The 16403-nt window shown below is 45.8% G+C and carries 14 protein-coding genes and 1 riboswitch; of the genes, 7 read left to right on the top strand and 7 right to left on the bottom strand.

The features are described from left to right. Positions 1–169: 169 nt before the first annotated feature. The 3 genes from hemG to AB4133_RS20995 are packed head-to-tail and all read right to left on the bottom strand — an operon-like array spanning position 170 to position 2823. The gene (gene hemG / locus AB4133_RS21005) at positions 170–697 is read right to left on the bottom strand and encodes a menaquinone-dependent protoporphyrinogen IX dehydrogenase (protein ID WP_017069584.1); all 528 of its coding nucleotides are present in this window, start codon (positions 695–697) and stop codon (positions 170–172) included. 10 nt (positions 698–707) lie between these two features. Then, positions 708–2165 carry a TrkH family potassium uptake protein gene (locus AB4133_RS21000; RefSeq protein ID WP_017077285.1) on the bottom strand — a complete coding sequence of 486 codons (1458 nt, stop codon included), beginning with the start codon at positions 2163–2165 and terminating at the stop codon, positions 708–710. Positions 2166–2199: 34 nt separating this feature from the next. Continuing rightward, positions 2200–2823, bottom strand: coding sequence for a YigZ family protein (locus tag AB4133_RS20995; protein ID WP_372225639.1), 624 nt, complete (start codon positions 2821–2823; stop codon positions 2200–2202). A 227-nt stretch (positions 2824–3050) separates the two neighbouring features. Here AB4133_RS20995 and fadB point away from each other — a divergent pair, with 227 nt between their 5' ends. The 3 genes from fadB (at position 3051) to AB4133_RS20980 (ending at position 7635) form a co-directional block, all read left to right on the top strand. Then, positions 3051–5222: a fatty acid oxidation complex subunit alpha FadB gene (fadB, locus tag AB4133_RS20990; RefSeq protein ID WP_017058822.1), complete on the top strand. Its 2172-nt coding sequence runs from the start codon at positions 3051–3053 to the stop codon at positions 5220–5222. 26 nt (positions 5223–5248) lie between these two features. Then, entirely contained in the window at positions 5249–6412 is a 1164-nt protein-coding gene (gene fadA, locus AB4133_RS20985; RefSeq protein WP_017058821.1) for an acetyl-CoA C-acyltransferase FadA, read from the top strand. A gap of 242 nt (positions 6413–6654) precedes the next feature. Further along, the gene (locus tag AB4133_RS20980; protein WP_017058820.1) at positions 6655–7635 is read left to right on the top strand and encodes an MDR family oxidoreductase; all 981 of its coding nucleotides are present in this window, start codon (positions 6655–6657) and stop codon (positions 7633–7635) included. A 135-nt stretch (positions 7636–7770) separates the two neighbouring features. Here the strand turns inward: AB4133_RS20980 and AB4133_RS20975 are convergent, their stop codons facing one another. Together AB4133_RS20975 and AB4133_RS20970 are read right to left on the bottom strand one after the other, a co-directional pair. Beyond that, positions 7771–8712 carry a LysR family transcriptional regulator gene (locus AB4133_RS20975; RefSeq protein ID WP_017058819.1) on the bottom strand — a complete coding sequence of 314 codons (942 nt, stop codon included), beginning with the start codon at positions 8710–8712 and terminating at the stop codon, positions 7771–7773. A 156-nt stretch (positions 8713–8868) separates the two neighbouring features. Further along, positions 8869–9054 carry a hypothetical protein gene (locus tag AB4133_RS20970; protein ID WP_004736674.1) on the bottom strand — a complete coding sequence of 62 codons (186 nt, stop codon included), beginning with the start codon at positions 9052–9054 and terminating at the stop codon, positions 8869–8871. Between the two features lie 149 nt (positions 9055–9203). On the opposite strand from AB4133_RS20970, the gene tusA reads away from it, so the two are divergent. Continuing rightward, positions 9204–9455 (top strand): sulfurtransferase TusA, encoded by a 252-nt coding sequence (tusA, locus tag AB4133_RS20965; RefSeq protein WP_004736675.1) that lies wholly within the window; start codon positions 9204–9206, stop codon positions 9453–9455. 83 nt (positions 9456–9538) lie between these two features. On the opposite strand, the gene AB4133_RS20960 is transcribed toward tusA, so the two are convergent. Together AB4133_RS20960 and AB4133_RS20955 are read right to left on the bottom strand one after the other, a co-directional pair. Continuing rightward, positions 9539–9793, bottom strand: coding sequence for a hypothetical protein (locus AB4133_RS20960; protein ID WP_017058818.1), 255 nt, complete (start codon positions 9791–9793; stop codon positions 9539–9541). Positions 9794–9944: 151 nt separating this feature from the next. Beyond that, positions 9945–10499, bottom strand: coding sequence for a TMEM165/GDT1 family protein (locus AB4133_RS20955; RefSeq protein WP_017058817.1), 555 nt, complete (start codon positions 10497–10499; stop codon positions 9945–9947). Positions 10500–10592: 93 nt separating this feature from the next. Further along, a riboswitch (yybP-ykoY riboswitch) is annotated at positions 10593–10709 on the bottom strand. 210 nt (positions 10710–10919) lie between these two features. Between AB4133_RS20955 and glyQ the strand changes: the two genes are divergently transcribed. The 3 genes from glyQ (at position 10920) to AB4133_RS20940 (ending at position 16196) form a co-directional block, all read left to right on the top strand. Further along, positions 10920–11837 carry a glycine--tRNA ligase subunit alpha gene (glyQ, locus tag AB4133_RS20950; protein WP_017058815.1) on the top strand — a complete coding sequence of 306 codons (918 nt, stop codon included), beginning with the start codon at positions 10920–10922 and terminating at the stop codon, positions 11835–11837. A 2-nt stretch (positions 11838–11839) separates the two neighbouring features. Continuing rightward, a complete protein-coding gene (glyS, locus tag AB4133_RS20945) occupies positions 11840–13906 on the top strand; it encodes a glycine--tRNA ligase subunit beta (protein WP_372225634.1) in 2067 nt (688 codons plus the stop codon). A gap of 202 nt (positions 13907–14108) precedes the next feature. After that, positions 14109–16196 carry an alpha-amylase gene (locus tag AB4133_RS20940; RefSeq protein ID WP_372225632.1) on the top strand — a complete coding sequence of 696 codons (2088 nt, stop codon included), beginning with the start codon at positions 14109–14111 and terminating at the stop codon, positions 16194–16196. Positions 16197–16403 lie beyond the last annotated feature (207 nt).

Raw genomic sequence — 16403 nt, 5'->3', positions numbered from 1 at the left:
CTAATTTGACCTGCTGATTAGTTTTGGTTTCTGTTGAAGCCATCCCGTGTCAGCGAGGTGGCATTATAGAGATTTCGATCACACTGGCAAGCCCTTTTTGAAGTTTTTCTCGTTTTTTTATTCGTTCGATTAAAAAGAACTCAAAACGCCTCAAAAGTAGGCTTTTCTCTTACATCTCTTGCAGTTTCTTAGAGAATAAAGAGACTTTTTCCCAGTTTGTGTACTCAACTTCCTTGGTTGTATCCGTTTCTCCACCTGTCATATTCATAATGAAGCGAATCATGGTTTTATCGAACCAGTTATAACGAGGGTAATAGAGAGCCCCCGCAAATACACCGATCAAAGTTGGCTGCCATTGGGACTTAAGAAGAAACTTCTTAATATAAGCGCTACCTTCTGGGGTATCTTTACCTTGGTCTTCTTTACGAGCCGTTAAGTTAACGCAGAAGAAGGCAACCTTATTTGATTGCAACTGCGCGAGGTTGGCATCAATGAACTGATATAGCTTCTTATTAAGGTGGCCATAACGAATAGATGCACCAATCAAAACTCTGTCGTATTGAGCAAAGTCGACACTAGTAACAGTGTGCAGATCTTGAAGCTCACATTCGAACTCATTCATTTCTTCTTTTATATAGTTCAAGATTTTCTTGGTCTGCCCTTCACGGCTTGAATACAAAAATAGAGCTTTTGCCACAATGTTGTCCTTAGCTACGCCAAAACGTAGGGGTCAATAAAATTAATAAGGTGAATATCTCTAAACGACCAAACAGCATAGATACGATCAACACCCACTTAGCCTTGTCATTCACATCGCCGAAGTGCATTGCCACTTCACCTAAGCCCGGGCCAAGGTTATTCAATGTTGCCGCTACGGCAGAGAAAGCACTCAGCTCATCCATACCAGTTGCAATAAGAGCCAACATACAAACCACAAAAACCAAGGCATAAGCAGAGAAGAAGCCCCAAACCGCATCCACGACACGTTGTGGTAACGCAGAACCGCCAACCTTGATGGTATAGACAGCACGCGGGTGAACAAGACGCTTCATTTCACGAGCACCTTGCAGAGTAAGCAATAAGATTCGAATGACCTTCATACCACCGCCCGTTGAACCTGCACAGCCTCCTATAAAAGAAGAGAACAGAAGCAGAACAGGTAAGAACAATGGCCACTCGGAGAAGCCAGTAGTGGTGAAGCCTGCTGTCGTAGATATAGATACTGTTTGGAACAACGCTTGATCAAAAGCATCATAATACGAGTCATAAGAGTGGTGATTAAGCAGTAATAAGAAACAAACTAAGAACAAGACTGCTTGAATAAAGATAAAGGCGCGGAACTCAGGATCTTTCCAGTAATACTTAGGATGCACACCACCCGAAGCAAAGGCCGCAAAGTGAAGCGAATAGTTACACGCAGAGATAAGAAGGAACACGACCGTAATCATATTGATCGCTGGGCTATTGAAATAGCCCATACTCGCGTCGTGAGTCGAGAAGCCACCAATCGCAATAGTAGAGAAGCTATGACTGATAGCATCAAAGAAGCTCATGCCAGCAAGCCAAAACGCCACCGCACAAGCAATCGTTAGACTCAGATAGATGTACCAAAGCGCTTTTGCCGTTTCAGCAATACGCGGAGTCATCTTACTGTCTTTTACAGGGCCCGGGATTTCTGCACGATATAGCTGCATACCACCGATGCCGAGAACAGGAAGGATGGCTACCGCTAATACGATTATACCCATACCACCAAACCATTGCAGGAATTGGCGATAAAACAGAATCGCCTTAGGCAGATCATCGAGGCCGACAATTACGGTCGCACCTGTCGTAGTTAATGCAGAGAAGGATTCGAAGAAAGCATCGGTTACCGACACATTGGGGTTATCGGCGATCAAAAACGGCAGCGCACCCGCACTACCGATTACCGTCCAAAACAGAACAACAATCAAAAAGCCATCACGCGCTTTCAATTCATGCTTATAACGTCGGTTTGGAAACCAGCAAGTTGCTCCACAGAATAAGAGAACGAAGAAGGTCGTCACAAATGGCACACCCGCACCATCTCGATAGATCAGTGCGACGAGCGCAGGAGCAAGCATTGATACACTAAAAAGTGCTAATAATAATCCGACGATTCGAATAATTGAGCGAAATTGCATGAGCTATTGAACGAAGCGAAATGCTTCACACTTCCTAGTTGTCTTTGACTTTCGTTACCAGTGCCTTAGCACCGCTTTTATTGATCATGGTTTGGGTAAACGAATCTACCTGAAGGAGCTCTATTTCAATAATAAGCTCAACTTGAACACCATAATCCGCTTGGACCTCAACAGCCTGATGCTGAGCCATGATGGATTGTGCGATCGGCACAAAGCCATAGTCTAACTCTAGCCGTAATTTTGTGGTTATTTTTTTCTCGATAGTTTGAAGCAGCTTGAGAGCTTGTTGTACGCCACCGCCGTAAGCCTTAACCAAACCGCCGGTTCCAAGCTTAATTCCGCCAGAGTAGCGCGTCACAACAGCCGTTAATTCACCGACACCAGAGCCCGATAGTTGCGCCAAGATAGGCTTACCCGCTGTACCCGAGGGTTCACCATCATCACTGAAACCCCAAAGCATTGAGTCTTCAGGTCGACCTGCAACAAAACCCCAACAGTTATGTCGTGCTGAAGAATGCTCTTTTCTCACCTGTTCTACGAACTGTTTTGCAGCTTCAACACTTGGAGTATGAGCAAGATGCGTAATAAAGACGCTCTTTTTTATCTCTTCTTCAAACAGAGCCGACGCAGAAGGTATTAAATAAGGCTGTTCATTCATATCGTTAACTTAGTTAATAAGAGCGACGAAGTGTATCACGCGTGAATAATAAGGGTTAGAGGATCTGTGCCATCGCACAATGTTAAACAATTGTTTAAAAAATGTATTGAAATTAATCAAGCAGAGGTACAGACTAAGATAACTGGTCTTACCAGGTATTCTACAATAATAGAAAGATAACAAGATTCTCTCAAACAATCGTGGATTGTATGTCATGGAGATAGACAATGATTTACCAAGCTAACACCCTACAGGTAAAGGAATTACAAGATGGTATTGCGGAATTAAGCTTCTGTGCACCAGCCTCTGTAAACAAACTCGACCTTGCTACTTTAGAATCACTAGATAAAGCGTTAGATGCTCTTAATGCTCACGCAGGATTACGTGGTTTAATCTTAACTTCAAACAAAGACGCGTTCATTGTAGGCGCAGACATCACTGAATTTCTTGGCCTATTTGCTAAGCCAGAAGCAGAACTTGATGAATGGTTAAGATTCGCTAATTCAATCTTCAGCAAGCTCGAAGACCTTCCTGTCCCAACTCTTTCAATGATGCGTGGCCATGCCCTTGGCGGCGGCTGTGAATGTGTACTCGCTACCGATTTCCGTATCGGTGACAAGACCACCAGCATTGGCCTACCTGAAACCAAACTTGGCATCATGCCTGGTTTTGGTGGTTGTGTGCGCCTACCTCGTGTTATCGGTGCTGACAGCGCAATGGAAATTATCACGCAAGGCAAAGCATGCCGTGCAGATGAAGCGCTTAAAGTTGGCTTGTTAGATGCGATTGTTGAAACAGACCAGTTACTAGAATCGGCAATCAATACCGTTTCTCTGGCTGCTAATGAAAAATTAGACTGGCAGCTACGCCGTAAACAAAAGACATCAGCGCTTTCACTAAGCAAACTCGAAGCGATGATGAGCTTTACCATGGCGAAGGGCTTAGTTGCTCAAAAAGCAGGGCCTCACTACCCAGCTCCGATTACTTCTGTGATTGCGATTGAAGAAGCAGCACGCAGCAATCGCGATGCAGCACTCGACATCGAACGTAAGCACTTCGTTAAGCTAGCGAAATCGGAAGAAGCAAAAGCATTAGTTGGCTTATTCCTGAATGACCAGTACATCAAAGGCTTAGCGAAACAAGCGGGTAAGTCAGCAAACAAAGCAACTGAGCGTGCAGCCGTACTTGGTGCAGGTATCATGGGCGGCGGTATTGCTTACCAATCAGCTCTAAAAGGCGTGCCAGTGATGATGAAAGACATCGCACAAGCATCGCTTGATCTAGGTATGAACGAAGCATCTAAGCTGTTGAATAAACGCTTATCACGCGGTCGCTTAGATGGATTCAAGATGGCAGGTATTCTGTCTTCTATTACTCCAAGCCTGCATTACGCGGGTGTAGAACAGTCGGATGTGATTGTTGAAGCAGTAGTAGAAAACCCGAAAGTAAAAGCAGCAGTACTGAGCGAAGTGGAAGGTTTGGTTGGTGAAGACACGGTTCTAACATCAAACACCTCTACAATTCCGATCAACCTGCTAGCGAAATCACTGAAGCGCCCAGAAAACTTCTGTGGCATGCACTTCTTTAACCCTGTGCATCGCATGCCTTTGGTTGAGATCATCCGTGGTGAACAAACTTCAGAAGAGACAATCAATCGCGTGGTTGCTTACGCAGCGAAGATGGGTAAATCCCCAATCGTTGTTAACGACTGCCCAGGCTTCTTCGTTAACCGTGTACTTTTCCCTTACTTTGGCGGTTTCAGCATGTTGCTACGCGACGGTGCTGATTTCACTAAGATCGATAAAGTGATGGAGCGCAAGTTCGGTTGGCCAATGGGCCCGGCTTACTTACTAGACGTTGTAGGCCTAGACACTGCACACCACGCACAAGCTGTGATGGCGCAAGGTTTCCCAGAGCGTATGGGCAAAGAAGGTCGTGATGCGATTGATGCACTTTACGTTGCTGAAAAATACGGTCAGAAAAACGGTAGCGGTTTCTACACATACAGCGTAGACAAGCGTGGTCGTCCGAAGAAGACCTTCTCTGAAGACATTCTTCCTATCTTGGCTGACGTATGTCAAGCACCACAAGATTTTGATGACCAAACAATTATCCAGCGCGTGATGATTCCAATGATCAACGAAGTGGTGCTTTGTCTAGAAGAAGGCATTATCGCGACACCGCAAGAAGCGGATATGGCACTGGTTTACGGTTTAGGCTTCCCTCCATTTAGAGGCGGCGTATTCCGCTACTTAGACAGTGTGGGCATTGGTAACTTCGTTGAAATGGCGAAAGGCTACCAAGACTTAGGTGCAATGTACCAAGTTCCTCAGCTATTGCTTGATATGGCAGCGAAGGGCGAAAGCTTTTACGACAGCCAACAAGCCAGTTCTCTGTAACCCACATTTGGAAAAGGAATAGCAAAATGAAAAATGTAGTTGTTGTTGATTGCCTTCGCACCCCAATGGGACGTTCCAAAGGTGGAGCTTTCCGTCACACTCGTGCTGAAGATCTGTCTGCACATTTGATGAAAGGCATTTTAGAGCGCAACCCAGAAGTAAACCCTGTCGAAATTGAAGATATTTACTGGGGTTGTGTACAACAAACACTAGAGCAAGGCTTCAACGTTGCACGTAACGCTGCCTTGCTTGCTGGTCTACCGATTGAGATTGGTGCTGTAACAGTCAACCGTTTATGTGGTTCATCTATGCAAGCTTTGCATGATGCAACTCGCTCTATCATGGTTGGTGATGCTGAAATCTGCCTGATTGGTGGTGTGGAGCACATGGGCCACGTACCAATGAACCATGGTGTTGATTTTCACCCAGGCATGTCAAAACACGTAGCAAAAGCGGCCGGCATGATGGGGCTAACCGCTGAGATGTTAGGCAAAATGCACGGTATTAGCCGTGAAGACCAAGATGCATTCGCAGCACGCTCACATGCTCGCGCTCAAGCAGCTACGGTTGAAGGTCGTTTCAAAAATGAAATCCTGCCAACCGAAGCTCACGCTGCAGACGGTTCTCTGTTCACTCTGGATTACGACGAAGTCATTCGCCCAGAGACAACAGTTGAAGGCTTATCCCAGCTGCGTCCGGTATTTGACCCAGCAAACGGCACAGTAACAGCAGGTACTTCATCAGCTCTGTCTGATGGTGCTTCTGCAATGCTTATCATGAGCGAAGAGAAAGCTAACGCACTTGGCCTTAAGATTCGCGCTCGCGTGAAGTCTATGGCTATCGCTGGCTGCGATCCTTCAATCATGGGTTACGGCCCAGTACCAGCAACCCAAAAAGCACTTAAACGTGCAGGACTAACCATTGAAGACATGGGTGTGATTGAGTTAAACGAAGCGTTTGCTGCTCAATCTCTACCTTGTGCTAAAGACTTAGGTCTACTGGATGTTGTTGACGAGAAAGTAAACCTTAACGGCGGTGCGATTGCTCTGGGTCACCCACTAGGCTGTTCTGGTTCTCGTATCTCGACGACGCTAATCAACCTGATGGAAGCACAAGACGTGAAATACGGCTTGGCGACTATGTGTATTGGTTTAGGCCAAGGTATTGCAACGGTATTTGAACGCCCATAGCGTTTACTGACTGTAATATTTGAAGGGTAATCTTTTGTGCAGCTATATTTATATAGCTGCACTTTTTATTGCTTGGCATCCAACAATGCATCGATTGTGTTCAGCTAACTCAACGAGAGAAAAGCCAACCCTGACATCTATGCACAAAACGCATATATTCAATGTTGATGTTTCATTATTTTTTCTCGGATGATTCAACTAAAGTTACTTCAGTTTCCTAATATTCCTCCACGGAGCAGATCATGTTTAAAGCACTTGTACTAAACCAAGAAGACAAAAAAACTATCGCGTCAGTTTCTCAAATTGAAGAATCTCAATTACCAGAAGGTAACGTGAAGATTGATGTTAGCTACTCTTCTTTGAACTACAAAGATGGTTTGGCGATTACAGGTAAAGGGCGCATTGTTCGTAACTTCCCTATGGTTCCTGGTATCGACCTTTCAGGTGTGGTTTCACAATCTGATGACCCACGCTACAAAGCAGGCGACGAAGTTGTTTTAACGGGTTGGGGTGTTGGTGAAGGTCACTGGGGCGGCATGGCTGAAAAAGCGAGCCTAAACGGTGATTGGTTAGTGCCAATGCCTAAAGGTCTAGACGCTAAGAAAGTCATGGCGATCGGTACAGCAGGCTTCACGGCAATGCTTTGTGTGCAAGCTATCGTAGATGCAGGCATCAAACCAGAAGACGGTGAAATCCTAGTTACCGGCGCAAGTGGCGGTGTAGGTAGCGTATCTATCACTCTACTAAACCAACTGGGCTACAAAGTGGCAGCAGTGACTGGCCGTGCTTCTGTAAACGGTGAACTACTTAAATCACTAGGCGCGACACGTATTGTAGAGCGTGCTGAACTAGAAGAACCAGCTAAGCCACTAGAAAAACAACTGTGGGCTGGCGCTATCGATACGGTAGGCAGCAAAGTGCTTGCGAAAGTATTGGCGCAAATTGATTACAACGGTGCGGTTGCGATGTGTGGTCTAGCAGGCGGTTTTGACTTACCAACCACGGTAATGCCATTCATTCTGCGTAACGTTCGCCTACAAGGTGTTGATTCTGTAATGTGCCCTCGTGAAAAACGTATTAAAGCGTGGGAACAACTGGCTGAGCTACTACCAGAATCTTTCTACGCTCAAGCAACCAAAGAAGTGTCTTTAGACGGTGCAATTCAAGCAGCAGAAGACATCACTAACGGTCAAATCACTGGTCGCGTAGTCATTAAACTATAGGCTCTCAAACATAAAGTTATCAAACCTTAAGCAACAGCTTTAGGCTTGGATAACCCAAAACAACAAAGGGCTGATTTTTATCAGCCCTTTTGCGTTTTTGTCATTCGGGTCAAGTGAACTCAGACTCAGATCCGGTTAACCCAAACCGACATCCGCAATCCGTTTTTGAATCAACTCACCACACTCTTCTTTTACCACTCTTCTTAACCATTGTTGTGAAGCAGAAGAATCGCAACGCGAGTGCCAGATCAGTGAGTAATCAAACGGCATAAATTCAAATGGTAATGGCTTAACAACCAAGTCATAACGCTCTGCTACCAAATAAGCCAAATCAGCAGGCACAGTAATCACCAACGGCATTCTATCGACAATCGCCAATGCCGCTTCAAGGTGATAAGCACGCAGTACCATTTTTCTGGGTTGTTGATTAGCTAAAGCGTTGTCCAATAAAGCCTTAACACCATCACTGATCGCAATCATCGCATGTGGGAGTGAAACATAGTCTGCAAGGCTTAAAGGTTGATCGGCTAATGGATGGTTTTTAGATAACAGACACGACACACCAACCGGCCCCAAGACTTCTTGATGAAGTGGTGCAATGCTGCCACTCGGACGACAGATCGCCATATCAACGCGTTCGGTGCTGAGCTGTTTAAACAAATGCTCATGCTGCAACGGAGCAAACTCCAAAGAGATATTGGGTGCTTGTTCATAAATCTTAGGCAACGCATAAGGCAAGATGGTTTGCATCGCATAATCGGTGGTAGCGATCAGAAAACGTTCGCTGCAATAGTAAGGGTCAAAGTCACTCGGACTCAGCAATTGGCGAAAAGACTCCAAAGGCTGATCAATACGCTGACTGATCTCGAGTGCTTTCTTGGTAGGAATAAGGTGCTGACCTTGACGTGTAAACAACGGATCGTTTAGTAATTCTCTTAAACGCCCTAATACTCGACTGGTTGCGGATTGGCTTAAGTTAAGACGAAGTGCGGCCTGGCTTACGCTGCCCTCTTCAATCAATACCTTTAAAGCGACCAATAAATTAAGGTCTCTACGATAGATGTCTTCTAATTCCACGCCACTTACCTAGCTGTATACGATTGCCATTAGTCACTAAGTTGTTTATAGCATGCTTTAGATAAAAAAAATCCCGCAATTACGCGGGGAAGCCCAAGAAAATTGGGGGATAGTGTCGGAATGTTGTCGTATCGGAATTCGCTTGCTGTATTCGGGTTAGTGCTCTTGCTCTTCGGCTATGCCTTGCCAACGGCGCATCTCTACCCAAATACCAATAATCGTTGCTACTATGCCAAAAATAGGCATCAGTGAGGTCTCTGTCGATGAGCGTAGTACTAACGCACAAAAAGAAATAAAACAGAGAACCGAATAAATTGTTAATCTATCTAATCCTGTCAACATCGCCACTCCTTAGCTAGTTGCCTTTGCTTTAAGTTGTTATCAACTTGTTAACTAAGTTATAGGAAATGATTCTGTTTGCCAAGCACTTATTGCATATTTTTTCTGCAGACGTATTATTCACTCGTTAGATAGATATAGAGATACAAACCATGACATTCAAACCTGAACTGGCAACCCATACTTTAGAAGCTGAAGGCCTGCGTTGCCCGGAACCAGTAATGATGGTCAGGAAGACAATTAGAAACATGCAGGATGGCGATGTGTTACTGGTAAAAGCTGACGATCCTTCGACAACTCGAGATATTCCGAGCTTTTGTCGATTCATGGATCACCAGTTGGTAGGCCAAGCAACAGAAACGTTGCCTTACCAGTATTTGATCAGAAAGGGATTGGAGGCGTAACGCCCCACCGACTATCAAGTATCAAAAAAGCCGCTCGTACCTTATGTTCTTAAACAGAACTCAGAGTACGAGCGGCTTTTTGTTTATTCGCTTCTAGATTTGTTTTGCAGATGCTCCAGCTGATGCTGAATTTCTCGGATATCTTTGCGCATCGGAATAATATGCGCGACCCGAATCCAAGCCTCTACCGCAAGTGCAGTCATGATGATGGCACCCGCGACCATTGGCAGCCACATGTCCGTCAACACCATGCCTAACAGTGTAAGTGCAAGACCAAAAGTAAATAGATAACTTTGGCTTTGTGGAGTAATACCCATATAACGCGTCAACATAATCATGCCCTCGTGTTCTTAACTCACAAGATTAAAATATCATGACAAGTATGACAGTTATATGTCCATTCGCTCGATAAACCCCACAATACTGTAAGAGTATGACCTACAACACATTACTCTACTGATTGAGTATAATAAGACTCAATACCACCTGTTAATAGAAAGCAGCAGCGATAGCTAAACCCACGAATAGCAAGGCTGTGATCTTACGAATCAGATCAAGAGGCATCTTATCAGCAGACAGCTTACCGATGATCACCACAGGCACATTTGCCAGCAACATACCAATGGTTGTACCCAGAATCACCCACGCTAATGCATCCGCATATTGAGCCCCTAGGATAGAGGTCGCAATTTGGGTTTTATCGCCGATCTCAGCAATAAAGAAAGCGATAAAACTGGCGACAAACGGTCCTCGGTTTGAGATCTGTTCATCGTCATCTAACTTATCGGGAATCAAAATCCAGCCAGCCATCGCAATGAAACTGACCACCAGCACCCACTTTAATACTTCAGGTGAAAGATAATCAGCAACCACGACCCCGAGCCATGCTGCAAGGGCATGATTGGCAATGGTGGCAAAGAAGATAGCTGCGATGATAGGTATCGGCTTGCGATATCGACTGGCTAATAAAAGAGATAGCAACTGAGTCTTATCACCGATCTCGGCTAAGGCGACAGTTGTAATTGAAATTGCTAAAACGCTCACGACATGCTCATTTGGGATGGGGATTATTATATTTAACCAAAGACAAACCTCGCGCCCCATCCCGGTTCACGATGCTTGTCTATGGTCTTGCTAAGCACCACCAAGGTGGTGGTTGCCTCGAACGCCATGATGATTTTGCATCAATTATGTTGACGAACGAACTCATTCAATAGGATATGAATAAGTAAGCTACTCCCCAAAGACCGCGAGATTTTAATCACCCACGCTTTCAAACACAAGTGTCAAACTTATCAAAATATCCACTTGTGCCGAAAAACAAACATTAAAGGCAAAAAAATCCACTAAACGACATTTTAGACCACTAATTAAACAAGATTACCCCTACTCGCTTTACGAATATCTCGGTATACTCAGAGGATATTTTTCTCATTCATTTAAAAGAATCGCGCGAACCTGACTATGCAAAAATACGATATCAAAACCTTCCAGGGAATGATCCTCGCGCTGCAGGATTACTGGGCTCAAAACGGTTGTACCATTGTTCAACCTCTAGATATGGAAGTAGGTGCAGGCACCTCTCACCCAATGACATGTCTACGAGCACTTGGCCCAGAGCCAATGTCTACAGCTTACGTTCAACCTTCTCGTCGTCCGACCGATGGCCGTTACGGTGAAAACCCGAACCGTCTGCAGCACTACTACCAATTCCAAGTAGCGCTAAAACCATCGCCAGACAATATCCAAGAGTTGTACCTAGGCTCCCTAGAGGTTCTTGGTGTTGACCCACTTGTTCACGACATTCGCTTCGTTGAAGATAACTGGGAAAACCCAACACTAGGCGCATGGGGCCTTGGTTGGGAAGTATGGCTAAACGGCATGGAAGTAACTCAGTTTACTTACTTCCAACAGGTTGGCGGCCTTGAGTGTAAGCCAGTAACTGGCGAGATCACTTACGGTATCGAGCGTCTAGCAATGTACATCCAGGAAGTAGATTCTGTTTACGACCTAGTATGGAACGTAGCACCAGACGGTTCTAACGTGACTTACGGTGACATCTTCCACCAAAACGAAGTTGAGCAATCGACGTACAACTTCGAGCACGCAGACGTAGATTTCCTATTCACTTTCTTCGACCAGTGCGAGAAAGAGTGTAAAGAGCTACTTGAGCTTGAGAAGCCACTGCCGCTTCCAGCTTACGAGCGCATTCTAAAAGCAGGTCACGCATTCAACATCCTTGATGCGCGCAAAGCTATCTCTGTAACAGAGCGTCAACGTTACATCCTTCGTATCCGCAACCTGACTAAATCAGTTGCTGAAGCGTACTACGCGTCACGTGAAGCGCTTGGCTTCCCAATGTGTAAGAAGGAAGGTAAATAATCATGGCGAAGAATTTTCTAATTGAACTGGGTACGGAAGAGCTTCCACCAACAGCACTTCGTTCTCTAGCAGAAGCGTTTGCTTCTAACTTTGAAGCAGATCTTAAAACGGCTGAGCTTTCTCACGAAGGCATCAAGTGGTACGCAGCACCTCGTCGTCTAGCACTTAAAGTAACTGCACTGGCTGAAGGCCAAGCAGACAAAGTGGTTGAGAAACGTGGCCCTGCTGTTTCTGTGGCATTCGATGCTGAAGGCAACGCGACCAAAGCGGCACAAGGTTGGGCTCGTGGTAACGGTATTACTGTTGAGCAAGCTGACCGTCTGAAAACAGACAAAGGCGAGTGGCTTCTTTTCAAACAAGAAGTAGCTGGCAAACCAGTTCAAGAATTGGTGATGGACATTGCTGCGAAAGCACTGGCTGGCCTACCAATTCCTAAAGCAATGCGCTGGGGTAACTCAGACATTCAATTTATCCGTCCAGTAAAAACACTGACAGTACTACTAGGTGATGAGCTTGTTGAAGGCGAAATCCTAGGCGTAGCATCTGCTCGTACTATCCGTGGCCACCGTTTCATGGGCGAACAAGAGTTCACAATCGACTCTGCTGACCAATACCCTGCGATCCTAGAAGAGCGCGGTAAAGTAATGGCAGATTACGAAGCGCGTAAAGCGATCATCCTTGCTGATTCGAAAAAAGCGGCAGCTGCGGTTGGCGGTACAGCTGACCTAGAAGATGACCTTGTTGAAGAAGTAACGTCTCTGGTTGAATGGCCAGTAGTACTGACAGCGAAGTTTGAAGAAGAGTTCCTAAAAGTCCCTTCTGAAGCTTTGGTTTACACCATGAAGGGTGACCAAAAGTACTTCCCTGTTTACGATGACAACAAGAAGCTACTACCGAACTTCATCTTCGTATCGAACATCGAGTCTAAAGAGCCTCGTCACGTTATCGAAGGTAACGAGAAAGTGGTACGCCCACGTCTTGCTGATGCTGAATTCTTCTTCAACACCGACCGTAAGCGTCCGCTTATCGACCGTCTTGCTGAACTAGACCAGGCTATCTTCCAGAAGCAATTGGGTACTATCAAAGACAAAACAGACCGCATCACAGAGCTTGCAGGCTACATTGCTGAGCAAATCGATGCTGACGTTGAAAAGTCTAAACGTGCTGGCCTACTGGCTAAGTGTGACCTAATGACCTCTATGGTATTCGAATTTACCGATACTCAAGGTGTGATGGGCATGCACTACGCGACTCACGACGGTGAAGACGAGCAAGTTGCACTGGCACTTTACGAGCAATACATGCCTCGTTTCGCGGGTGACGATCTACCAAGCACTGGTATCTCTTCAGCAGTAGCAATGGCAGACAAGCTAGACACTATCGTAGGTATCTTCGGTATTGGCCAAGCACCAAAAGGTTCTGACCCATTTGCACTTCGTCGTGCGTCTCTAGGTGTGCTACGTATCATCGTTGAAAACGGCTACAACCTAGACCTAACCGATCTGATCGGCAAAGCGAAAGAGCTACTAGGCGACAAGCTAACCAACGACAACGTAGAAGCTGACGTTATCGACTTCATGCTAGGTCGTTTCCGCGCATGGTACCAAGATGCTGGTTTCAGCGTTGATATCATCCAAGCGGTACTAGCACGTCGTCCAACTAAGCCTGCTGACTTTGACCAACGTGTTAAAGCGGTTTCTCACTTCCGTGAACTGGAAGCAGCAGAAGCACTAGCAGCAGCGAACAAGCGTGTAGGTAATATCCTTGCGAAATTCGATGGCGAGCTACCAGCTGAAATCGACCTAACGCTTCTTCAAGAAGACGCAGAGAAAGCACTGGCTGAAAACGTTGAAGTAATGACGGAAGCACTAGAGCCAGCATTCGCAACAGGTAACTACCAAGAAGCCCTAAGCAAGCTTGCTGATCTACGTGAACCAGTTGATGCATTCTTCGATAACGTAATGGTTATGGCTGATGACGAAGCGCTTAAGAAGAACCGTCTAACGCTACTGAACAACCTACGTAACCTGTTCCTACAGATTGCTGACATCTCTCTACTGCAAAAATAAGCACAAGTGAGACAATTACTCTAAGTCATACTCTGAGTAATTAACGGTAAACACCCAAAGGGAAGCGAAAGCTTCCCTTTTTGTTTTTGTGAACCAAGCATTTGTTTGTAGAGGTCTTATTGATTAACTGAATGAAACAGCACTCAGACTGTAGAGGGCATTGTTTGCTATAACTGACCTGTTTATTCAGGGGAAGGGAACAATGAAAAAAACAGTACTCGCGCTTTCAATACTCGCACTCAGCGCATGCAGCCAAACCAGTGACAACAACCTATTACTGACAATTGATAACGACACTGTCGTATTCGAATCATCCGGTAAAGGCACCGTGATTGCAGAACAGGAACTCGCGAAAGGTAGCTATACCTTCTCTATCAGCGATACTCAAAATACCTGTGGCACCAACTATGCGCTGGCTGAAGAAAACCGCATCAAATTCAATAAACCCCTTCGCCTAGACGACTGCGCCGAGAAGTCTGAATTAGATATCAAGATCTTTCGCGCTAACACCTATCAGTTTATGCTCAACCCACAAACCAATGAACTGACCGTTCAGATAAAGCCGAAGCAACAACAAGTACAAAGCTTTGCTTGTCCGGTTGCTAGTGACGAACCAACCATCATCGACGTTGCTCAAACCTTTGATGATGGCACCGTGGTTAGAGACGCTCTTTCAGGCAAACAAGTCACAGTAACGAATGGCAGCGTCACCATGCAGCCAGCAGAAAATAGCCAAGGTGTTCTGCTGCTTGAGAAAGTAGAACCAGAAACCAAAGCTGACTTTAGTTGGGATAACGCCACGGTTTACTTCGTAATGACTGACCGCTTCCACAATGGTAATCCTGATAACGACAACAGTTACGGTCGCAGCCAAGATGGACAAGACGAAATCGGCACCTTCCACGGTGGTGACTTGGCAGGCTTAACCGAAAAACTCGATTACATAGAATCACTCGGTGCTAATGCTATCTGGATAACGTCTCCGTTAGAGCAAATCCACGGCTGGGTTGGCGGCGGTGATCGAGGTGACTTCAAACACTACGGCTACCACGGCTACTACCATCAAGATTGGACCAAGCTCGATGACAACATGGGCACCGAAGACGAGCTAAAAACCTTCATCGATACCGCGCATAGCAAAGGCATTCGTGTTGTTTGGGATGTGGTAATGAACCACACCGGCTATGCGACGCTTGCCGACATGCAAGAGTTTGATTTTGGTAAGCTCAACCTAACTGACGAAGAAGCCAAACAAACACTTGGCGAAAACTGGACAGATTGGCAACCTGCCAAAGGTCAGAACTGGCACTACTTCAACAACTACATCTCTTACAGCGACAAAGAAGCGTGGGAAAAGTGGTGGGGCAAAGCTTGGCTACGCAGCGATATCGGCGCCTATGACTCTCCGGGCTACAATAACCTCACCATGTCTTTGGCGCATCTGCCCGATTTCAAAACAGAGTCGACAGAGACAATCGGGCTGCCTAATTTCTATCGCAATAAGTCCACCAGCGCGACCGATGAACTCAAAACACCTCGTAACCATTTAATCACTTGGTTATCGGATTGGGTGCGCGAATATGGTGTCGATGGTTTCAGGGTCGATACCGCTAAACACGTTGAACTCGAAGCATGGGCAGAACTGAAAGAGAGCACCAACCAGGCACTTGCCGAGTGGAAACAGAACAACCCAGACAAGGCCTTGGATGACTTACCCTTCTGGATGACTGGCGAAGTATGGGCACACAGCGTGGTCAAATCAGATTACTTCGCTAACGGATTTGATTCGATCATCAACTTTGAATTCCAGAGTGATATCGCACCAAAGGCGCTCAAGTGCCTATCCGATCTTGATGCTGATTACCTTCGATACGCAGAGAAGATCAACAACGACAGCGAGTTCAACGTACTGAGTTACCTTTCGTCTCACGACACCTCGCTATTCTGGACACAACATGGCAGTGACTTTGCAAAACAAACCAAAGCTGCAAACGCGTTGATGCTGGCTCCCGGTGCGGTACAGATCTATTACGGCGATGAAATCGCCCGAGACTTTGGCCCAACGGGGTCTGATCCAATGCAAGGCACACGCTCAGACATGCCTTGGGATCAAATCACTGGCGAACGTGCAGAGCTGCTAGAACACTGGCAAGCGCTTGGCCAATTCCGCCAACGCCACCCAGCCGTTGCTCAGGGTAAGCACATCATCCGTAACAGCAAGGGCTACTATGCGTTCGAACGCCAATACCAAGATGACAAGGTATTAGTCGTTTATACCGGTTCGAACTAAACCTTCATTAACATAAACACCAGAAACTAAAGGGGAAGCTTAGGCTTCTCCTTTTTTATCGCTAAAGGTACGTTCAATAAGCAAGCTGTCACTCATTAACCAAACTTTATAGAAGTTTTTTACGTGTTAGAGCATTTGGCGCTATGCGTCGCAAAAACATTGCGGTATGTTCAAGGAATACACTGATGGCAGACATAAGGTCTGCCT

It is taken from the genome of Vibrio sp. 10N.286.52.F8 (genome assembly GCF_041468745.1).
GTDB lineage: Bacteria > Pseudomonadota > Gammaproteobacteria > Enterobacterales > Vibrionaceae > Vibrio > Vibrio crassostreae_C.
The sequence above is the reverse complement of the archived record's forward strand: the minus strand, read 5'-3'. Positions and strand labels throughout refer to the sequence as shown.